This window comes from Bacteroides sp. 214 (genome assembly GCF_010501015.1).
In the GTDB taxonomy this organism is placed as follows: Bacteria; Bacteroidota; Bacteroidia; order Bacteroidales; family Bacteroidaceae; genus Bacteroides.
This window is the reverse complement of sequence record NZ_QVML01000017.1, coordinates 1-22,293: the sequence shown is the minus strand read 5'-3', so window position 1 is coordinate 22,293 and position 22,293 is coordinate 1. Positions and strand designations below refer to the sequence as shown.

General features: G+C 38.9%; 16 protein-coding genes and 1 tRNA gene. 8 read left to right on the top strand and 9 right to left on the bottom strand.

The features are described from left to right. Window positions 1–7: 7 nt before the first annotated feature. From rplJ to rpoC, 4 genes are all read left to right on the top strand, one after another. Window positions 8–520: a 50S ribosomal protein L10 gene (gene rplJ / locus D0T50_RS11500; protein WP_163223679.1), complete on the top strand. Its 513-nt coding sequence runs from the start codon at window positions 8–10 to the stop codon at window positions 518–520. A 40-nt stretch (window positions 521–560) separates the two neighbouring features. After that, entirely contained in the window at window positions 561–938 is a 378-nt protein-coding gene (rplL, locus tag D0T50_RS11495) for a 50S ribosomal protein L7/L12 (RefSeq protein WP_163223678.1), read from the top strand. Between the two features lie 104 nt (window positions 939–1,042). Beyond that, the gene (gene rpoB / locus D0T50_RS11490) at window positions 1,043–4,855 is read left to right on the top strand and encodes a DNA-directed RNA polymerase subunit beta (RefSeq protein WP_163223677.1); all 3,813 of its coding nucleotides are present in this window, start codon (window positions 1,043–1,045) and stop codon (window positions 4,853–4,855) included. A gap of 64 nt (window positions 4,856–4,919) precedes the next feature. Beyond that, complete coding sequence (rpoC, locus tag D0T50_RS11485) at window positions 4,920–9,197, top strand: DNA-directed RNA polymerase subunit beta' (protein ID WP_163223676.1); 4,278 nt, start codon at window positions 4,920–4,922, stop codon at window positions 9,195–9,197. Window positions 9,198–9,269: 72 nt separating this feature from the next. Here rpoC and D0T50_RS11480 read toward each other — a convergent pair whose 3' ends face one another. Beyond that, on the bottom strand, window positions 9,270–10,352 hold the full coding sequence (locus D0T50_RS11480; RefSeq protein WP_163223675.1) for a mannose-1-phosphate guanylyltransferase: 1,083 nt from the start codon (window positions 10,350–10,352) through the stop codon (window positions 9,270–9,272). A gap of 147 nt (window positions 10,353–10,499) precedes the next feature. Here D0T50_RS11480 and D0T50_RS11475 point away from each other — a divergent pair. Then, window positions 10,500–10,583 (top strand) — tRNA-Leu (locus D0T50_RS11475). Here the strand turns inward: D0T50_RS11475 and D0T50_RS11470 are convergent. The 3 genes from D0T50_RS11470 to D0T50_RS11465 all read right to left on the bottom strand — a co-directional run bounded on the left by D0T50_RS11470 (window position 10,549) and on the right by D0T50_RS11465 (window position 13,039). Then, entirely contained in the window at window positions 10,549–12,096 is a 1,548-nt protein-coding gene (locus tag D0T50_RS11470; RefSeq protein WP_163223674.1) for a recombinase family protein, read from the bottom strand. The genes D0T50_RS11475 and D0T50_RS11470 overlap by 35 nt on opposite strands. 1 nt (window position 12,097) lies before the next feature. Continuing rightward, window positions 12,098–12,256 (bottom strand): hypothetical protein, encoded by a 159-nt coding sequence (locus tag D0T50_RS13635; RefSeq protein WP_203558234.1) that lies wholly within the window; start codon window positions 12,254–12,256, stop codon window positions 12,098–12,100. Between the two features lie 153 nt (window positions 12,257–12,409). Beyond that, entirely contained in the window at window positions 12,410–13,039 is a 630-nt protein-coding gene (locus D0T50_RS11465; RefSeq protein WP_163223673.1) for a recombinase family protein, read from the bottom strand. A 145-nt stretch (window positions 13,040–13,184) separates the two neighbouring features. On the opposite strand from D0T50_RS11465, the gene D0T50_RS11460 reads away from it, so the two are divergent. Then, entirely contained in the window at window positions 13,185–13,475 is a 291-nt protein-coding gene (locus D0T50_RS11460; RefSeq protein WP_163223672.1) for a helix-turn-helix domain-containing protein, read from the top strand. A gap of 251 nt (window positions 13,476–13,726) precedes the next feature. Here D0T50_RS11460 and D0T50_RS11455 read toward each other — a convergent pair whose 3' ends face one another. Together D0T50_RS11455 and D0T50_RS11450 are read right to left on the bottom strand one after the other, a co-directional pair. Beyond that, window positions 13,727–14,623 carry a hypothetical protein gene (locus D0T50_RS11455; RefSeq protein ID WP_163223671.1) on the bottom strand — a complete coding sequence of 299 codons (897 nt, stop codon included), beginning with the start codon at window positions 14,621–14,623 and terminating at the stop codon, window positions 13,727–13,729. 616 nt (window positions 14,624–15,239) lie between these two features. Then, entirely contained in the window at window positions 15,240–16,433 is a 1,194-nt protein-coding gene (locus tag D0T50_RS11450; RefSeq protein ID WP_163223670.1) for a M48 family metallopeptidase, read from the bottom strand. A gap of 173 nt (window positions 16,434–16,606) precedes the next feature. Here D0T50_RS11450 and D0T50_RS11445 point away from each other — a divergent pair, with 173 nt between their 5' ends. Beyond that, window positions 16,607–17,377 (top strand): EFR1 family ferrodoxin, encoded by a 771-nt coding sequence (locus tag D0T50_RS11445; RefSeq protein WP_163223669.1) that lies wholly within the window; start codon window positions 16,607–16,609, stop codon window positions 17,375–17,377. 60 nt (window positions 17,378–17,437) lie between these two features. Here D0T50_RS11445 and D0T50_RS11440 read toward each other — a convergent pair whose 3' ends face one another. Then, window positions 17,438–18,313 carry an ATP-binding protein gene (locus D0T50_RS11440; protein ID WP_163223668.1) on the bottom strand — a complete coding sequence of 292 codons (876 nt, stop codon included), beginning with the start codon at window positions 18,311–18,313 and terminating at the stop codon, window positions 17,438–17,440. Window positions 18,314–18,819: 506 nt separating this feature from the next. On the opposite strand from D0T50_RS11440, the gene D0T50_RS11435 reads away from it, so the two are divergent. After that, complete coding sequence (locus D0T50_RS11435; protein ID WP_163223667.1) at window positions 18,820–20,535, top strand: T9SS type A sorting domain-containing protein; 1,716 nt, start codon at window positions 18,820–18,822, stop codon at window positions 20,533–20,535. Between the two features lie 818 nt (window positions 20,536–21,353). Here D0T50_RS11435 and D0T50_RS13810 read toward each other — a convergent pair. After that, the gene (locus D0T50_RS13810; protein ID WP_239058259.1) at window positions 21,354–21,959 is read right to left on the bottom strand and encodes an integrase core domain-containing protein; all 606 of its coding nucleotides are present in this window, start codon (window positions 21,957–21,959) and stop codon (window positions 21,354–21,356) included. A 32-nt stretch (window positions 21,960–21,991) separates the two neighbouring features. After that, window positions 21,992–22,293, bottom strand: a 302-nt coding sequence (locus D0T50_RS11425) for a hypothetical protein (RefSeq protein WP_203558235.1), incomplete at its 5' end; no start/stop codon positions are given.

Genomic DNA, 22,293 nt, shown 5'->3' with positions numbered 1-22,293 from the left:
AAAGATCATGAAGAAGGAAGATAAAAATGTAATAATTGAGCAGATCGCTGCGACAATAAAGGAATATGGTCACTTCTATTTAGTTGACATGACAGCAATGAATGCTGCGTCGACAAGTGCATTGAGAAGAGCTTGTAATAAATCAGAAATCAAATTGTTGGTTGTGAAGAATACACTTCTTAGAAAAGCGCTTGAAACATTGGAAGAAGACTTTTCTCCACTTTTTGATACTCTTAAAGGATCAACTTCAATCATGTTTAGCAATGTAGCTAACGTGCCTGCAAAGTTGATTAAGGAAGTAGCTAAAGATGGTATTCCTGGGCTGAAAGCAGCTTATGCTGAAGAAAGCTTCTATGTTGGTGCTGATCAATTAGACGCTCTAATCTCAATCAAGAGTAAAAATGAAGTTATTGCTGATGTTATTGCTTTACTGCAATCTCCAGCGAAGAATGTTATTTCTGCTCTTCAATCAGGTGGTGACACCATTCACGGGGTTCTGAAAACTCTTGGTGAAAGATAATTATAAACACTTTTGTATAAACATTAAAATTTAAAATAAAATGGCAGATTTGAAAGCTTTTGCAGAACAATTAGTTAACTTGACAGTAAAAGAAGTTAATGAACTTGCAACTATCCTTAAAGAAGAATATGGTATTGAACCTGCTGCTGCAGCTGTTGCTGTTGCTGCTCCTGCTGCTGGTGGTGGTGCTGCTGCCGCAGAAGAAAAAACTTCATTCGATGTAGTATTGAAAAGTGCTGGTGCAGCTAAATTGCAAGTGGTTAAAGCCGTTAAAGAAGCTTGCGGTCTTGGTTTGAAAGAAGCTAAAGACATGGTAGACGGTGCTCCAAGTGTAGTGAAAGAAGGTGCAGCTAAAGATGAAGCTGAAGCCTTGAAGAAAGCATTGGAAGAAGCTGGAGCTGAAGTTGAGCTTAAATAAGACTACCTGGTTCTCAGGTCATTCGGTTAGGAATCCTCTTTAAAAGAGGGTTCTTAGCCTTTTTGTATATATATTTAAAATAAGTTCTACAAATTCATTACCAGATGTCTTCAAATAAAGTAAATCAAAGAATTAATTTTGCAACAACAAAGAATCCACTTGAATATTTGGATTTTCTGGATGTGCAGTTGAAGTCATTTCAAGACTTTTTACAACTGGACACACCACCAGAAAAGCGTAAGAATGAAGGACTGTACAAAGTATTTGCTGAAAATTTTCCAATAGCAGATACAAGAAACAATTTTGTTCTAGAGTTTCTGGATTACTATATTGATCCGCCGCGCTATACTATTGAAGATTGTATAGAGCGTGGGCTTACCTATAGTGTCCCTCTAAAAGCAAAATTGAAATTATATTGTACCGATCCAGAACACGAAGATTTTGATACGGTAATTCAGGATGTATTTTTGGGAACAATCCCTTATATGACTGAAAGAGCTACATTTGTTATAAATGGAGCAGAGCGTGTTGTTGTATCACAACTTCATCGCTCACCGGGAGTGTTCTTCGGACAGAGTATTCATGCTAATGGCACAAAATTGTATTCAGCTCGTATAATACCATTCAAAGGCTCTTGGATCGAATTTGCTACAGACATAAACAATGTGATGTATGCATATATTGATCGTAAGAAGAAATTGCCGGTTACTACGCTGTTGAGGGCTATTGGCTTTGAAAACGACAAAGATATTCTTGAAATATTTAATTTAGCTGAAGATATTAAAGTAAACAAGACAAATCTTAAAAAGGTTGTTGGTCGTAAACTTGCGGCTCGCGTTTTGAAGACTTGGATTGAAGATTTTGTAGACGAAGATACTGGCGAAGTTGTTTCAATTGAGCGTAACGAAGTGATTATCGACCGTGAAACAGTTCTTGCCGCAGAGCATATTGACGAAATCCTGGATTCGGGTGTACAAACGATTCTTCTTCATAAAGACGAACCCAATCAGTCTGATTATTCCATTATATATAATACACTTCAAAAGGATCCAAGTAACTCGGAGAAAGAAGCTGTTTTATATATATATCGTCAGTTGCGTAATGCTGACCCTGCCGATGATGCAAGTGCGCGCGAGGTTATTAATAATTTGTTCTTTTCAGAAAAGAGATATGACCTTGGCGATGTTGGTCGATATAGAGTAAACAAGAAGTTAGGCTTGTCAACAGATGTTGATGTAAAAGTACTAACAAAAGAAGATATTATTGAGATCATTAAGTATCTGATTGAATTGATTAATTCCAAAGCAGATGTTGATGACATTGACCACTTAAGCAATAGACGTGTTCGTACTGTGGGCGAACAACTATCCAATCAATTTGCAGTTGGATTGGCTCGTATGTCTCGTACCATTCGCGAACGTATGAATGTTAGGGATAATGAAGTCTTTACTCCAATTGATTTGATTAATGCAAAAACGATTTCTTCTGTAATCAATACATTCTTTGGTACAAATGCATTATCTCAGTTTATGGATCAAACAAATCCACTGGCTGAGGTTACCCATAAAAGACGTATGTCTGCACTTGGACCTGGTGGACTTTCTCGCGAAAGAGCAGGTTTTGAGGTACGTGACGTTCACTATACACACTATGGTCGCCTTTGTCCGATTGAAACGCCTGAAGGACCAAACATTGGTTTGATCTCTTCTTTATGCGTATATGCTAAGATTAATGATCTTGGTTTTATCGAGACTCCATACCGTAAGGTAGCTAATGGGAAAGTTGATATTTCAGAGAACGGAATCATTTATTTGACAGCCGAAGAAGAGGAAGATAAGATTATCGCCCAAGGTAACGCACCTTTGGATAATGAAGGCAAATTTATTCGCAACCGTGTAAAAGCGCGTCAAGATGCGGACTATCCACTTGTTGAACCAGAACAGGTTGACTTGATGGACGTTGCTCCGCAACAAATAGCTTCTATTGCTGCTTCGTTAATTCCTTTCCTTGAACATGATGATGCCAACCGTGCTTTGATGGGTTCTAACATGATGCGCCAAGCTGTGCCTTTGTTAAGAACAGAAGCGCCTATTGTTGGAACAGGTATTGAAAATCAATTGGTAAAGGATTCTCGTACTCAGATTGTAGCTGAAGGTGAAGGAGTCGTTGACTATGTTGATGCTGCTACAATAAAGGTATTGTATGACCGTACGAGCGACGAAGAGTTTGTAAGTTTTGAACCTGCACTAAAGGAATATAAACTGCCGAAGTTTAGAAAAACCAACCAAAACATGACTATTGACCTTCGTCCTATTTGCGAAAAGGGTGATCGTGTTACAAAAGGTCAAATCCTAACAGAAGGTTACTCAACCGAAGATGGTGAGTTGGCGTTAGGAAAGAACTTACTGGTTGCTTATATGCCTTGGAAAGGGTATAACTATGAAGATGCGATCGTATTGAACGAACGTGTAGTTCGTGAAGATATTTTGACTTCTGTTCATGTTGAAGAATATACGCTTGAGGTGCGTGAAACAAAACGTGGAATGGAAGAGTTAACATCTGATATTCCTAATGTAAGCGAAGAAGCAACAAAGGATTTGGATGAGAACGGAATCGTTAGAATTGGTGCTCGTATCCAACCGGGAGATATTCTTATTGGTAAAATTACTCCAAAAGGTGAATCAGATCCTTCTCCTGAAGAAAAATTACTTCGTGCAATTTTTGGAGACAAAGCAGGTGATGTAAAAGATGCTTCTTTAAAAGCCTCACCTTCACTAAATGGGGTAGTAATCGACAAGAAATTGTTCTCTCGCGTAATGAAGAGCCGCAGCTCTAAATTGGCAGATAAAGCTTTATTGCCTAAGATAGATGATGAGTTTGAGTCTAAAGTAGCAGAGTTGCGTGGCATACTGGTTAAAAAATTGATGAAGCTAACCGAAGGTAAGGTTTCTCAAGGGGTTAAAGATTACTTAGGAGCTGATGTGATTGCAAAGAATGCAAAATTTAGCGCATCTGACTTTACTTCACTTGATTTTAACTCTATCCAATTGAGTGATTGGACAGATGATGCTTATACGAATAAGCTTATTCGCGATCTTATTCTTAACTATTTGAAGAAATACAAAGAACTGGATGCAGAGCTTAAACGCAAGAAGTTTAGCATTACTATTGGTGATGAGCTTCCTGCCGGAATTATTCAAATGGCAAAGGTTTACATCGCTAAAAAACGTAAAATTGGTGTTGGCGATAAAATGGCAGGACGCCACGGTAATAAAGGTATTGTTTCGCGTGTTGTTCGTCAAGAGGATATGCCATTCTTAGCTGACGGAACACCAGTTGATATTGTGTTAAACCCACTAGGTGTACCTTCCCGTATGAATATTGGACAGATATTTGAAGCTGTTTTGGGTTCTGCCGGAAAGAAACTTGGTATCAAGTTTGCAACTCCTATTTTTGATGGTGCTACTCTTGAAGACCTTTCATCGTGGACAGACAAAGCTGGATTGCCTCGTTATGGTAAAACATACTTGTGCGATGGTGGTACTGGAGAACAATTTGACCAGCCTGCAACAGTTGGTGTTACATACATGCTGAAACTTGGACACATGGTTGAAGACAAGATGCATGCCCGTTCTATCGGTCCTTATTCGCTTATTACTCAACAACCATTAGGTGGTAAGGCACAATTCGGTGGACAACGTTTCGGAGAAATGGAAGTTTGGGCACTTGAAGCATTTGGTGCATCACATATCTTGCAAGAGATTCTGACTATCAAATCGGACGATGTGATTGGGCGCTCCAAAGCTTATGAAGCAATCGTGAAAGGCGAATCAATGCCGCAACCCGGTATACCTGAATCTTTAAACGTGTTATTGCACGAGCTTAGAGGTCTTGGCTTAAGCGTAAATCTAGAATGATAAGCACTTTTTAGAGAACACGTTATCAATAGAGACATTATAAAACTGTAGATTAAATAATAATATGGCTTTTAGAAAAGAAAATAAAGTAAAGAGTAATTTCTCGAAGATCTCAATCGGTTTGTCTTCCCCTGAAGAAATTCTGGAGAATTCAAGCGGTGAAGTATTGAAGCCTGAAACTATAAATTATCGTACTTATAAACCCGAGCGCGACGGTTTGTTCTGTGAACGTATCTTTGGTCCTATCAAAGACTACGAATGCCACTGCGGTAAGTATAAAAGAATTCGCTATAAAGGAATTGTTTGCGACCGTTGTGGGGTTGAGGTTACAGAAAAGAAAGTTCGTCGTGAGCGTACAGGTCATATCCAATTGGTTGTGCCTGTTGCACATATCTGGTATTTCCGTTCACTTCCCAATAAGATTGGATATCTATTGGGACTTCCAACGAAAAAACTTGATTCTATCATTTATTACGAGCGATATGTTGTAATACAACCAGGTATTAAAGAAGAGGACGGTGTTGTAGCTTTAGATTTGTTGTCTGAAGAAGAATATTTAGATATTCTGGACACACTTCCAAAAGAAAACCAATATCTCGAAGACTCAGATCCCAATAAGTTTATTGCTAAAATGGGTGCTGAAGCTATCTATGATTTGCTATCTCGTCTTGACTTGGATGCATTATCGTATGATTTGAGACACCGTGCTAGCAATGATACATCTCAACAACGTAAGAATGAAGCCTTGAAACGCTTGCAGGTTGTTGAATCATTCCGTGCCTCTCGTGGACGTAATAAGCCGGAGTGGATGATCGTACGTGTTGTTCCGGTTATTCCACCAGAACTTCGCCCATTGGTTCCTTTGGATGGTGGTCGTTTTGCAACCTCCGACTTGAATGACTTGTACAGAAGAGTTATTATACGTAACAATCGTCTGAAGAGACTTATTGAAATCAAAGCTCCGGAAGTTATTCTGCGTAACGAGAAGCGTATGTTGCAAGAATCTGTTGATTCATTGTTTGACAATTCTCGTAAATCAAGTGCAGTTAAGACCGATGCAAATCGTCCTTTAAAATCTCTTTCTGATAGCTTGAAAGGTAAGCAAGGACGTTTCCGCCAAAACTTATTGGGTAAGCGTGTTGACTACTCGGCTCGTTCGGTAATTGTTGTTGGTCCGGAACTTAAGATGCATGAGTGTGGTATACCTAAATTGATGGCAGCGGAATTATATAAGCCATTTATTATTCGTAAGCTTATTGAAAGAGGTATCGTAAAGACAGTTAAGTCTGCAAAGAAAATAGTAGATCGCAAAGAAGCGGTTATTTGGGATATCTTAGAACATGTAATGAAAGGGCATCCTGTTCTTTTGAACCGTGCTCCAACTTTGCACCGTCTAGGTATTCAGGCGTTTCAGCCTAAAATGATTGAGGGTAAAGCAATTCAGTTGCACCCACTTTCTTGTACAGCGTTTAACGCCGACTTTGATGGTGACCAAATGGCTGTTCACTTGCCTTTGAGCAATGAAGCGGTTTTGGAGGCGCAAATGTTGATGTTGGCTTCTCATAATATTCTTAACCCTGCCAATGGTGCTCCTATTACCGTTCCTTCTCAGGATATGGTGCTTGGGCTGTATTATATTACAAAATTGCGCAAAGGAGCGAAAGGTGAAGGTTTAACTTTCTACGGACCAGAAGAAGCTTTGATTGCTTACAATGAAGGTAAGGTTGATATTCACGCTCCGGTAAAAGTAATTGTAAAGGACTTGGATGATAATGGCAATATTGTTGATGTAATGCGCGAAACATCTGTTGGTCGTGTTATTGTTAATGAGATTGTTCCACCTGAAGTAGGCTATATCAATACAATTATCTCTAAGAAATCTCTTCGTGATATTATTAGTGATGTAATTAAAGCTTGCGGAGTTGCTCGTACAGCAGATTTCCTTGATGGAATTAAGGATTTGGGATATCGTATGGCATTCCAAGGCGGTCTATCATTCAACTTGGGGGATATTATTATTCCTGAAGCGAAAGAGACACTTGTTCAGCGTGGTTATGACGAAGTAGAACAAGTTATCAATAACTATAATATGGGATTCATTACCAATAATGAACGCTATAATCAAGTAATTGATATCTGGACGCATATAAACTCTGAATTGACTGAAATCTTGATGAAGACTATTACTAATGACGATCAAGGTTTTAATTCTGTATTTATGATGCTTGATTCAGGAGCTCGTGGTTCTAGAGAACAGATTCGTCAGCTTTCTGGTATGCGTGGTTTGATGGCCAAGCCTCAAAAAGCAGGTGCCGAAGGCGGTCAAATTATTGAGAATCCTATTTTGTCTAACTTTAAAGAAGGGCTTTCAGTGCTTGAGTACTTTATCTCTACGCACGGTGCTCGTAAAGGTTTGGCGGATACTGCACTTAAAACAGCGGATGCTGGTTATTTGACTCGTCGTCTTGTAGACGTTTCGCACGATGTGATTGTAAACGAAGAAGACTGCGGTACGTTACGTGGACTTGTTTGTACAGACCTTAAAAACAACGATGAAGTTGTTGCTACGTTGTACGAACGTATCTTAGGTCGCGTTTCTGTTCATGATATTATTCATCCTACAACAGGTGAAATTATTATTACCGGTGGTGAGGAAATCACAGAAGATATTGCGAAAATAATTGCTCAGTCGCCAATTGAAAGTGTTGAAATACGTTCAGTACTTACTTGCGAGTCAAAGAAAGGTGTATGCGCAAAATGTTATGGCCGTAATCTGGCTACAAACAGAATGGTTCAAAGAGGTGAAGCCGTAGGAGTTATTGCAGCTCAATCAATCGGTGAGCCGGGAACACAGCTGACACTTCGTACGTTCCATGCTGGGGGTACTGCTTCTAATATTGCAGCTAATGCAACGATCATAGCGAAGAATGACTCACGCGTTGAGTTTGAAGAATTGCGTACTGTTGATACAGTTGATGAACTTGGTGTAGCATCAAAAATAGTAGTTGGTCGTTTGGCCGAAGTACGTTTCATTGATGTAAACACCGGAATTGTATTATCAACTCACAATATCCCATATGGCTCAACCTTGTATGTTGGTGATAGAGATTTGGTAAAGAAAGGCGATCAGATTGCAAAATGGGATCCATTTAATGCCGTAATCATAACTGAAGCTACGGGTCGCGTTGAGTTCGAAGGTGTAATTGAAAATATTACCTATAAGATAGAATCTGACGAAACTACAGGTTTACGCGAAATTATCATTATTGAATCTAAGGACAAGACAAAAGTACCTTCTGCTCATATTTTTGATGAAAGTGGTGAACTGATTCGTACATACAACCTTCCTGTAGGCGGACACGTTACAGTAGAGAATGGACAAAAAGTTAAGGCTGGAGAAGTTATCGTGAAAATACCACGTGCCGTAGGTAAAGCGGGTGATATCACGGGAGGTCTTCCACGTGTAACCGAGTTGTTCGAAGCGCGTAATCCATCTAACCCCGCAGTCGTTTCCGAAATTGATGGTGAGGTTACAATGGGTAAGATTAAGCGTGGTAACCGTGAAATTGTAGTTACATCTAAGACCGGCGAAGTTAAGAAATATCTTGTGGCATTATCTAAACAAATTCTTGTGCAAGAAAATGACTATGTTCGTGCAGGTACTCCATTGTCTGACGGTGCTACTACTCCTGCAGATATATTGGCAATTAAAGGTCCTACAGCGGTACAAGAATATATAGTGAATGAAGTACAAGATGTATATCGTCTACAAGGTGTGAAGATCAATGATAAGCACTTTGAGATTATTGTACGTCAGATGATGCGTAAAGTAGAAATTGATGAGCCGGGAGATACTCGTTTCTTGGAGCAACAGATAGTTGACAAACTTGAGTTCATGGAAGAAAACGATCGTATCTGGGGCAAAAAAGTTGTTGTTGATGCAGGTGATTCTCAAACTATGCAAGCAGGACAAATTGTTACAGCTCGTAAATTGAGAGACGAAAATAGTATGTTGAAACGTCGTGACCTTAAGCTGGTCGATGTACGTGATGCAGTACCTGCTACATCAACTCAGATCTTGCAAGGTATTACAAGAGCTGCATTGCAAACATCCAGCTTTATGTCGGCAGCTTCATTCCAGGAAACAACAAAAGTACTGAACGAAGCAGCAATTAACGGAAAAGTTGATAGACTTGAAGGTATGAAGGAAAACGTAATTTGCGGACACCTTATTCCTGCAGGAACCGGACAACGCGAGTTCGACAAGATCATCGTTGGTTCTAAAGAAGAATATGAACGTATACTAGCAAACAAGAAAACAGTTCTTGATTACGAAGCATAATTGTTCAAATATCAATAAAAGCGAAAAGGGCGTTTCTCACGAGACGCCCTTTCCTTATTTAAGTTAGTGGTATTAGACGAAATCTTCGCCCAATTTTATTTGTGTATCATTCACATATTTTCTAATAACCTGCTCTTCTTCTTTTTTGCAGATAAGTAACACATTGTCTGATTCTGCTATAAGATATCCTTCCAATCCATCTATAACAGCCAACTTGCCTTTGGGTAAAGCAACTATATTGTTGCGGCTATTATAAAGTAACGAATCTCCTTTCAATACTACATTTCCCTCTGTGTCTTTCGGAGAGAGATCATACAAGGAATTCCATGTACCTAAATCCGACCAGCCAAAATCACCTAGAGAAACATACACATTGTCGGCTTTCTCCATGATACCTATGTCTATTGAAACGTTTGGGCAAGCAGGGAAATTCTTATCAATAAATGCCTTTTCGTTAGCAGTAGCATAAACGCCATTGCCTAAAGCAAGTATGTTGCTAAGCTCGGGCAGCAATTTTTCTCCGGCTTCAATAATGCTATTTACATTCCAAAGGAAAAGACCCGAGTTCCAATAAAACTCACCACTTTCCAAAAAAACCTTAGCCAGTTCAAGTTCTGGTTTCTCGGTAAATGTTTTTACTTTATAGAAATTTTCTTCTTCTTGTTCCGCAACCTGAATGTAGCCATAACCAGTTTCTGGTCTATTGGGCTTTATCCCCAAGGTTAGTAATTTATTCGATTTGGAAACAAATTCCAACCCTTTTTTTACGGCATCAAGGAATTCATCTTCTTTTAGAATAAGATGATCCGAAGGAGCTACCACAATGTTTGCCTTGGGATTCAGTGCTCTGATGTGGTAAGAAGCCCAAGCAATGCAAGGAGCCGTATTGCGTCTGGTAGGCTCTAATAGTATCTGGCTTTCGTCCAACAAAGGGAGCTGTTCCTTTATGAGGTCAGCATACATATCGTTGGTCACAATCAGAATGTTTTCTGCAGGGATTACTTTGCTGAATCGATCGAATGTTTGTTGCAACAGCGAACGACCCGTTCCGAAGAAATCCAAAAATTGTTTGGGAAGAGTCTTTCTGCTGAATGGCCAAAAGCGACTGCCAATTCCTCCCCCCATAATTACACAATAATTGTCTTTGTTTATCATCAGCTTAACTATATTAAAGTATTTGCGAATGTAGTAAATATTTATAAATACCTCCTTATCTCTTTCTTGTTTTATCTTTTTTTAGGTGAAAAATGGAAGAAACTATTGCATAGTAACAAAAAAGACTTAACTTTGCACCGCAATTAAGCCCAGATGGCGGAATCGGTAGACGCGCTGGTCTCAAACACCAGTGGATTCACTTCCATCCCGGTTCGACCCCGGGTCTGGGTACTGAAGCGGAGAGAGTTGAAAAATTCTCTCCGCTTTCCTTTTTCTTCCCTCGTAACTCATTGGTTTGCTGATAGATTAAGTCAAGTACCTTGTTGTAGGAATTGGTTCGATATTCTTTTCCGTCAAACTCTACTTTTTCGGGAAACATCGAACCTATTAGCTTTATTTTGACTGAAACGGGAGCATCCCTAAGATATCTATCTATATTGTTAATCAGACAGATAGAATACTCCAGTTTTGGTTCGATACTAGAACGGCTAGGGGTCTGAAATGTTTTAATGCGTTGCTCTAACGTTAAGACTTCTTTTTTGTATCGCTCTATTATACGGCTATATTGTTCTTTGTTAAGCTCTCCGTCAAGATACTTATCTTCAGTGTTATCCATTCGTTGAGAAATTCTAGATAACTCCTCTTTGAGCTTTTTCTCTTCGTTTTTCAGCTCTTTTTTACTATCATCTTGAAGCTCTTTCAATATCTCGGTATAAAGCTGCATGATAGCTTTATTTGCCTTTAGGCAACTCACGTACTTTGCGAACCCCTCATTTACTTCTTCAGCCCTTACGCGTAGATGTTTTGCATTGTGGCTACAGTTGTAGTAGGTATATTTGCCACCATTACCCGAACTTGTTGCGCCAGTTAAACTGTGACCACAAACGGGACAAGTTAAGAACTTACGTAGGAACAAATCAGGATTAATCGCTTTACTTAGTTTCGGGAGTTTCTTCCTACTGCCATCCAATATCTCTTGAACTTTACCAAATGTAGCTTCGTCAATCAATGCTTCGTGTTTCCCGCTTATGATTTGCATAGGTTCGTCTTTGTAAGCTGGAACTCTAATTTTACCAATATAGAACGGGTTTCTCAGCATATCAAAGAATGAACTCTCGGGGATATTTTTTGCTATTCTTCGGCGGATGCAGCAAGGTGTTTCAAGTCCTTTAGCCACTTCTTTGAATATACTTCTTATCTGCAGTGCTTTACTTTCGTCTATTTCAACGTGAGTAGAATGCTTGTCAGTTCGTACATTTATGTAACCTCGCGGTGCTTTGTTGGCACATTTGCCTTTGAGTAGAGTTTCGCGAATTCCGTCCCGTGTTCGTTTGCTTATTTTAGAGTTTTCAGCTTGTGCACTACCACAGTAAACCCCAATTAAAGTTGACCAGTCTGAACTATTAAAATCGATAGGATTCTCTATGGAGTTGACTGAAACGCCTATTTCACTAAACTTGCGAATGTACGTAAAAGCAAACTCTGCATTTCGGGTAAACCTATCCCAACGCAGAAAAAGAATTTGCTTTACACTATTCTTATTTCTCTTGCAATAATCGTATATCCACTTCATTTCAGGACGACATAAATCGTGATGTTTTGCCGAAAAATCCTCTTTTCGGCAAGCTACTACAGTGTAGTGATTATTATAGCAATAAGCTCTTAGTGACTTTTCTTGGTAGTCTAAGCTGGTACCCTCTGCTTGTTCATCTGAACTAACTCTACAATATATTATTACATTCATATTACTCTCGATTGTTTTTTTTATTATTATTTTCTTCTTCTTCTTGTATTTCTATCTCTGCGATTTGATACAAGAATGCTCTTAGTTTTTTTATTTCTTCATCATTATATTTTCTTTTGTCTGTATTTAAGAGTGATTTACATTGTGCTAATGTTAACATCTTTGAAGATATTTTTCGCTTACCATGTGGAATGGTTTATTCTTGGCATTTAATGGTTATCCAACAACGGCAAATCACTTCGGTGATAGATGCCTAACCGTTGCCTTTGGGTGTTTAAGCCCGTCTTATAGGATAATCATGAATCAATTATTACTATTCTATCTGTATTAGTTTTTGACATTTTCTAAGTGTGTTTATACTTGTTCCTGTTATTTTGCTTATGTTTCTAAGTGAGTAACCTTTCTTTAGAAGCTTTAATTCTTCGACATATTGATTTTTCATAGCTTCTTCGGACTTTTGATAACCCTGTTTACGCCCGACTTTTCCACCATTGGACCGAAAGTTCTTGTAACCACTTTCCACTCGTTCGCGAATGGTTTTGCGCTCCATGCGTGCGACTTCGGCAAGAATGGTAATAAGGAATTGGCTTATAGGGTTTATCTTACCTTCATCTGTTAAGGTTTCGATATTGTAGTTCTGAATGTGGAGGCTAATACCTTTGTCGTTTAATAACTTTATTACTTCTAGTACTTGCAAAGTATCGCGTCCTAAGCGGGACAGCTCGGTGACAAGCACTTTGTTTATACTATTAGTTTTAGCAAAATCAACCATCCGAAGAAGTTCTATTCGTTCCTTGTTACTTTTTGCTCCGCTGACTTTCTCGGTGAATATAGCCTCAACGCTCCATCCACTCTTTGACGCTAACTCTGTAAGTTCGTTAACTTGTCTCTCATACTCTTGTGCAATCGTAGATACTCTCGCAAATATTATTACTTTCTTCATTTTGTTTTATATGCTAATTATTATGATGCAAATATACATAAAAGATAATTAAGAATCAAGTATAAATTGGCCTATATTCAAATATTATGCAAAATATTTGTTTTATATAGCAAAATGGACTATTTTTGCCAATCAAATTGAGAATATGGAAAAAATAATTGCCGAAAACATAAAGCGAATATGCAAGGAACAAGGGAAGCAGCTTAAAGACCTTGCTGCTGAAATGGGTATAGACCCACCATCTCTGAATAGGGCTATGTATGGAAATCCTCAACTAAGTACGCTTGAAAAAGCAGCTTTTGCGCTTGGTGTTTCGTGTAAAAGTCTATTTGAACCCATAAATGAAGACAGCATGGAGGGGTATATAAAAGTAGGTAGCAAAATATACCAATTTAATAGCAAAGAGGAGTTAGAATTCATAATAAACAAAAGATAGCCATCAATATCCTTAGAGAGGTCTTCGACTGCCCCTTTTTAATAGATGGGAATATGGCTCACATTGTGGGCTATATTTTGGCGGGATATAATCAATATAATTTTTTAGATTAGAATAATACAAAAAAGCGTATCAATATCGTCTTTAATATAGATTATATTGATACGTTTTAATATTAACACTAATATCTTGATTTTTAATACATTCTGATTTGAATATTATGTTTGTAAGGGGTGGTTGTTATAACCTTGCTAAATTGATTCTCGTCCTAAAAGTTGCTCCCATAATATATGCTTTTTCCCCTTCCTAAATTGGATTACACTGTTTAAGTGATGGAAGAAGAGTTCTTCCCGAACGGCATCATTAAGGAATCCATAAAAACGCTTCCAGTCGTTTTCCTGTGATTGGAAGTATTCTTTTATTTGTTCGTAGTTGAGATGTACTTCAGTGCGGTATAACTTAGTTGGATTACCATAGTAGGCAAGAATATAATCTTTCCCTGAGCTATTGCGTATCTCCGCCTCTTTGTCATAGCTAATTATCGTAGTACCTTTTGCCTTGTCACGAATTGCTTTTTTCTGCTTAATATTGACCGTCATGTATTTGTCGCGGTTAAGACTACCACTTAGCGTGTAAGAGATTTCAGGTCTGTCTTTGTCTCGGTCTTTTACTAATTTTCCATTTAACATGGTTGTCACGTGCTTGTCTCGTATGAGTCTCTTTACTTGGTTACTTACATTGAAAGGTGTGTCAAGGGCTAAGTCGATGCTGGTCACATTGTGCGCAACTAATCCTAGCGTTGCATCTATATAGCTAAGATAATGCAAGTTATCCGAATAAAACGTCCGATTGTTGAGACTTATCCAGGCTTTAGTCTTTCCATTGTCATGAGTGTTACTTTCTGTAAGCCCACGATTAAGGTTAAACTTCAACTGGCCAAACTCAATATCCTCGATACCATTATAGGCTACAATGTTGTAGATATTTTGATAGTATCGTCCTTCTACTCGGTAAAGCTTAAACTCGTTAAGGTCGTAGCATTCTCCGAAGTTCAACTTACTTAGTTGTTCATAGTGATGAGGTTTTTCGACCTCATAGCATACTGTTAGTGCGTCAATTATTACTTTCCTTTTGCATACCCGTTTCATTGTTGTCTTGGTTTATACTCTTGTTATTATTCTCAGGCTTGTTAGGTATGGTTTCCCAATAAGCTCTCATACTATCACTGATAGCTTGCTTATGACTATCTGTCATACTTCGGCCTCGTAGTCTTTGACTAATGCGTAACTTAGTGGCATCGTCTAATTGTCTAAATTGTCTGTTCATAGTAATATTATTTTGTATATAAATATTAGGTTAGATAAGAAAAGTAGCTATAGTAGGAAATATTTTCCTAATAATTTATTTCAGGGAAAAACGGAAAACCGTTTTATCCTACCTCTGCTAAGTAGAATAAATAATTAGCGGAACAAGATACCTACATATCTCTCCTATGAGTGATTGTGCGGGCTGTTTGCTCGTAGAAGGTGTGCTGTCTCCTTGTCTGTTAGATGTGTTTATCTATTAAAATTTGTTTTGCTCGGCTCAGGAATAACTTCGCGAAGTTCCCAGATTAAATCCAAATCATGCAAAAATTGGTTCGAGAATAGAACGTTTAAGGGTACAGAAAACGCCTCTTAATCACTTGATTTTGGGGCGTTCTTCTTTTGTTGGGTAGTCAAAAGCAACACAACTCTATCTTTTTAGGATTTATGCACTTCCAACTCAATACAAATCATCCTTCTTTATTTTCAGCCCTGTCAGATTGAATACCATCATACATAAATCCTGTATATCACCCCCACACCATCGGTCAACAATATGATATTTCCCTGAAATATTTGCTTCCAGAATCCATTGTGAGCCGTCGAATCCCATCTCATTGTCAACTGCGGGCATCTGCCAGAACTTTTTGGTTTGTAGTTTTTGGATTACTTTCTGCCAGTCGGCTTCACTTATTATTTTCTTTTTGTTCACGACTAGTTTTCCTGGCTCATATCCGCCTGCACCATCTGCTTTTTTCCAATATACTGTAATTGTACCTTTGTTGTTTTCAAGCCTTACTGCAATGGGGTTATGAAAGGTGCGAAGCCATGTAAAGCGGATTACGTCTACATCTACGTTGTTACACAACATGCGTTCTTTCATCGCTTGGAGATGTTTGGAATACCATTCGATTCTAGATATAGAACACTCTGTTGCCCATAATATATCTATGGAATAATTTGTTTCCCAACCAGAAGGTAATGGTGAAAAATTAAAAGCATCTTTGTTGTGAACGGTGCTGAAAGCAAGTAGCGGGAAATAGAGTTCCTCGCAGAATTTCTGTTCTTGCAATGTTGCAACTTTGTGTGGTTTGCCTTGGTAATTGTAAAGCTGAATCAACATTGCCCATGTATTAGGATTATTACAGCTATTCTCGGAAAGTTTTTCCATATACGTAACAGCATTTTCAGCATAATGGTCGAGGTTTGTTTTCTTGCGTTCGCCGTTGTACTCCTTGTTGAAGGAATCGTAGTAATTCTTTCCTAGTGTATATGTTATTTCTTTGTTCTTGGGGTCAATACGATGTCCTTTTTCGGCATAAGCTATCAGGGCAGAGTGGCTGAGGTTTTCATATCTGCCGAGTTCTACTCTGTAAAGATAGGGAACCGCGCTTTTTGGATGCTTTTGTGTTAGGTAGTTGTAAAATACTCGTATCGAGTCTTTAGACTCTTTGGAGTAATATTCTACTATATAACTAACGGCTACAAAGTTGAGCGAGTCAGCCTCTAGCAGTTTCCATGCTTTATCCATTTTTCTGCCCCATTTTTCTCCGCGATTTATGATGCGAAGGTCGAATTCCTGTTCTTCAATAGTTTGTGAGAACGCTGGTAGAGATACTAGGATGGCTAACAATGGTAGAAGAGTTTTTTTCATGGGATGATGTTTGATGTTTTGGGGTAAAGATAGGAAAATAATGTTTATTCAGTCTATACCATTCTCAGCAAATTGTCATGTTGTTGCCTCCGGACTCGAGGATTTTAATGAAAAAGTATGATGCGTGAGAGGGTTTTCTTTTTACCTTTGGTGCAACTTATAAATCAATACCCATGAACCCAACTCTCACTTATTTTAGTGCTACTTTTACTACGAAGCGAATAGTGACTCTACTTGCCGAACAATTTCAGGGCGAAACTGTGATACACGATATAACGCTTACACCTCTTGTGAACGAGGTTTCTTTAGCTGCCGATGATCTTCTTATTGTTGGGATACCTGTTTATGCCGGACGTGTTCCCGCATTGGCAGCCGAGCGGTTGGCTAAGTTCAAAGGCCATAATACTCCAGCCGTTATAGTTTGTGTGTATGGCAATAGAGATTATGACGATGCGTTGTTGGAACTTAAAGATATTGTTGAAACTAATGGTTTTCGTGTTGTTTCTGCAGGCGCATTCATCGCGCAACACTCTATTTTCCCTGAGGTGGGGCATAACCGACCAGATGCTGCTGACCTAAAACTCATTCAGGAGTTTGGAAGCAAAAGTGCAAAAATAATTGCTAATCTACCTGTAACTATGCAACAAACAAATATACAGGTGGAAGGTAACAAACCATACAAAACTCCTAAAGCAGTTCCTCTACATCCGCGAACAAACAAAAAATGTAACGCGTGTGGTGCATGTGCCAAACAATGTCCTATGAATGCAATCCCTGAAACTACTCCACGCAAAACTCTAAACGATAAATGTATAGCTTGCGGACGATGCATCACTATTTGTCCACAACATGCAAGGCACTTTGGTGGGGTATTATATAAACTGGCTGGGCGTTCTTTCGTACAGGCAAACGCTGCACGTAGGGAGCCACATCTGTTTTACTAAACATAAGAAGCAGTTTTGAATTTCCAAGAGTGAATGTATAGGGTGTTTTGGCTTCTCTTTTTAATTATATTCCAATAACCATTCAAATACATTTTTATGTAAGATTCCTGCTCTACTTTGTGGGAAAGATTCTGTTGTAAGCAAAAATTTCGGATAATTGTCTTTTACTGTTTCTAATGGTTTGAATTCTCGTTCTTCTGTTTCTGTATTTGATATTTTCCACGAAACTTGGTAATACTCTACTTCTCCATTCCGATTTTTCACTACAAAATCTATTTCTCCGTTGCGTAGTGCGCCAATCCAAACTTTATACCCTCTCCGCAAAAGTTCGAGATAGACTACATTTTCAAGAATATGTCCTCTGTCTGCTGTTCTGTCTCGCCCCACTAAAACATTTAACAACCCAACATCGACGAGGTAGTATTTCTCCTGCGTTGCTAATTGCTTTTTACCTTTTATATCGAAACGATGCACTTTGTAAAAAACAAAACTTTCAACTAAATAATCGATAAATTTTTCTACTGTATCTCGATGAACACTTTGATTATCTGCTTTTAATGCTTTTGAAATACCATTCGGTGAAATTGGACTGCCAATGTTTGCTGCTACAAATTTAGCGACATTTTCAAAAGCTCGTTTATCGTAAATTTTATAGCGTTGTGTTATGTCTTTCTCAATGATTGTGGCATATAATGCTTCAAGGTATTCGTAAATCTTATCAAAACCTTCTTCTCGCAGCTCAACACCTTTGGGTAATGAGGTCTCATTTACATAATCGTAAAACAACGCTTCATAATTCAAATACTTATTGTTTGTATCAATACCTCTGATTTCCAAGTACTCGAAAAATGAAAAAGGCAAAATTGAAATTTCAATATATCTTCCACTAAGCAGAGTTGCTAATTCGCTCGAGAGCAAAATTAGCAATTCTTGCAATAATTTCGTTTTGTGCTAATTTCTTTTTCCGTGTTGAGCATTTCGAAGTCTAAACATATAGTCTATTGCTCAATAGATTATTTACCTGCAACATGCACGGTGCTTTCTTCATAAAATCCTGCCATAACATCAGGAAAAATTGTTCTTTGATGAATAATCCTCTATTTGCGGTTTTTTTTATCCTGCATCAGATGGTTATTTCCTTTATGTTTGTCTGTACGATGGCTATGCAAGCTCTTGTAATCTGATCTATTTAAGTCGCTAACTCTTTACAAATAATAGAAACTGTTTAAGTTTTCCACAGAATGATTAACATAGGATGCTTTCGTTTTTTCTTTAGCACTCTTTTTGTCTGTTTCTTCTCTTTTTTGCAGCTCAAATAGCCCGCTATTATCGCTTTAAAAAGAAAACAAACAGCCTAAAAATAGCACCAAATAAAAGAACGAGCAAAACTTAAACAGTTTCTAATGAATCGGACGAAAGTCTATTTACCAAAACAATTATTTATGAAGAAGAGTTTTCTGTTTGTGTTAGCATTTCTGCTACATCTGGGAGCCTTAAGTGCTCAAACAAAAATTCCTGCTTTCCCAACAGCCGAGGGTTATGGTATATGGGTAACAGGCGGTAGAGGCGGTAAGGTAGTTGCCGTTACTAACTTAGAAGATAATGCCACAACTCCCGTGGAAGGTAGTCTGCGTTGGGCTTTAAATCAGCACTCGGGGCATCCACTTACAATTGTATTCAATGTGTCGGGTACTATTGACTTAAAGGGGAATAATCTAAAGAAGCAACGAAACAATCTGACTATTGCCGGACAAACAGCTCCGGGCGATGGAATCTGTATTCGTGGCGGATGCGTAAATTTAGGAAAAAGTCGCAATGTGATTATCCGTCACGTGCGGTTTAGAATAGGTATGGGACCCGAAGATTCATTCGTAGCCGGCGCAAGTCTCAATATCGAAAATGGTGGCGAGTGGATTATCGACCACTGCTCTTTCTCTTGGTCTGCCGAAGAAAATATCAACTTCTACGACAACGATAATACCACCCTGCAATGGTGCCTTATTGCCGAGGGGCTTTACAATGCCGGACATGGTAAAGGCAATCGTGGCTATGGTGCCGTTATAGGTGGAAAAACCGCAACCTATCATCACAACCTGATAGCACACTCGGTGAGCCGTTCGCCACGTTATGGTGCAACGACCAAAAACGACAAACACATGTTACTCGATTATGTGAATAATGTTCATTACAACTGGGGCAAGTCTAATGCTATTTATGGAGGTGATAACCGACAAGGAACCGATGGCTTGTTTCTCATTAATGTAGTCAACAATTACTACAGACCGGGTCCGGCATATCCGGGCACAAGCAAATCTTATCTTGCCGATGCCAGTATCTGGACCAGCGAACCGGTTCAGGGCAGAGACCAAGCCTTTTGGCACATGTCGGGCAATTACATAGAGGGCACACACAGCCTGCATCCTAAGATAAACGCCAACAACTACGAAGGATTAAAGCTAGAGAAGTTTCAAGAAACCTATCTCGACTTTACACTTACCGAGATCAAGAGTGATAAAATGTTTGAAGTCCCTTACCCCGTGAAGACCGAAACGGCAGCCGAAGCATTGGTGAGTGTCTTGGCTAAGGTAGGTGCCTTTCCACGCGATGCGGTGGATACCCGTGTGCTTCATGAAACAAATACAGGAACAGCTACTGCATCGTCCAGTTTCAGTGGGTATAAAGTAACAGGTATTGTTGACCGACCGGCAGACTCAGGCGGGTATCCGCAGTTGAATACTTACAACATTCTTACCGACACCGACAAAGATGGTATGCCCGATGAGTGGGAAACACTCAATGGATTAAATCCCAATGATGCCGAGGATAGAAACCGGGTAACAGTGAGTGGCTATACAGCTTTGGAGGTTTACCTGAATAGCCTGTGTGGCGAAAAGATAGATTTGGAGTTCGCGCCAACATCTATCAATCATGTAGAAAAAGATGTTGAAGTTTCCGTCAGGGTAGTGCATGATTCTCTTAAAGTACTCTCTCCTCAGCCACCGGTACAAGCCTATGTTTACACTCTTTCGGGTCAGTTGGTAGCAACAGAAGTCAACGGCGCTTCGTCGGTAGATGTTTCAGGGCTGAGTTCCGGTTTCTATGTTGTAGAGTTGCGCTTTGCCAATAAGCTAACAAAGAATCTGAAATTCTTTAAGTAAGAAACATTTGTGTAGAGCGAATTAAATACGCTCTCCAAACGCACTTTTACAAAATAGGTCTTCACCTTCACAAAACGCTGTAAGTTTATGATGGTGAGTTAGTTATGTGTGAAGACCCCCTCTTTTATCCTTCACAGGGTCTTCACAAGCAATTTTCTGACTGTTTTTGTACCAAGAAAACACTGAGAAACAGGTCGAAAAGCAGTCAGAAGTGAGGTGAAAAATAGTCGCAAAAAGAGATTGCTTAAAGGTGTGTTTTGTCAGCCATAGTTTCAGCTCCCGTCAGCCTATACCTCATGCTCCGTCAGCCATAGGCGGATGGGTCGTCAGCTTATGGTTCGTGACCGGTCAGGCTATGGCGGAATTAATTCCGCTATGGTTTTGTTTCCCAACCAAAAACACGACTAATTTAAGTGTGTCTTCACAAGACAAACTATTTTTCTCATTTGTTATTACTATGTTGAGAATAAATTCTCAACATGGCGAGTATTTGTTCTCAACAAGGTGAGTGTTTATTCTCAACAAGGTGAGAATTTGTTTAGTATGTATTATGACTTATACTGAAATTGGTTGTCAGTTTTTTCTGCTTGTTACTAGAAACGTTGTCAAAATATCTCTTTCTATTCTAAAAAGGTTGTCATTCATACTTTATTCTTTCTAAAAAGGTTGACTATTATAAAATAATGGACATTCCGAGTCACCCTTGCTTTCTCGGTAAAAGTTGACTGGGTTCGATAGCCAGTCAACTTTTTGGTAACAATGGCATAAACCTTCGTCACCTTGTTTCTCGGTTTTACAAATATAGTTTATTTTCTTCTTCATTTCTTCTCCTTTTTCCATAAGTTTTCTCCTGGTACCTCACCTTGGTATACTTCCATTGGCTTTTTCATTCCTATGCTCATGTGTGGCCTTTGATAATTATAGAATTGTATCATTTGCCCGATTTCTTTTCTGGCTTGCTCTTCTGATTTGAAAAGTGATTTTGCGTATATCCACTCTGTTTTGAGTATGCCATTCATTCTTTCTGCTACTGCATTGTCGGTGGGTTTGTAATCTTCTGTCATACTGATATCACTCACCCAAATATGATTAGGATAATTGGCACTCACCCCTTTAATCAGATTAGGGTATTTCATATACAAATGATTGGATTTGGTGGTATGACGTGGTTTGCGTGCAGCTAACATGAGTTTTTCTGCACGAAGAAAATTTAGAAAGGCATCCCTGCCACCTATCACTTGATGACCGTAAAGACTTGAAAGTTCAACATACAACTTCAAACCACCCATTCCGGGGGCTTGAGAACGGTAATAAGATATAGCCTCCAATAAAACGTTTCTCAATTGAGATCTGGTTACTAAATTCTTTTTCTTTTTATAATAAGCCTGGCGAGTCTTGCCAAACAGACCGCAAAGAGTATCCAAATTTATATCCGTATACTCATCACGGAGGCTGATTACTGCTTGGCACCACCTTTTTTTAAGATGGAGATCCCTTCTTCTTTTTCAGTGATCTTAATTAATTCCTCAAAGGCACGAGAACGGAGTTTTTCCATTTCTAATGCTTTCTTCAAACCAAGAACCTGATCACGAAGAACTTCTTCTTTTGTTTTCTTACGATTCTTCATCTGGCAACGAGATATGGTTTCAATATCCAAAGATAGAGATTCAGAATCAACGGGGTAGCGATCCATCCAGGAAAGTAAGAGCTTGCTACAACTCAAACCCCATTTGTGGACGGTAAAACGTAAAGACATAC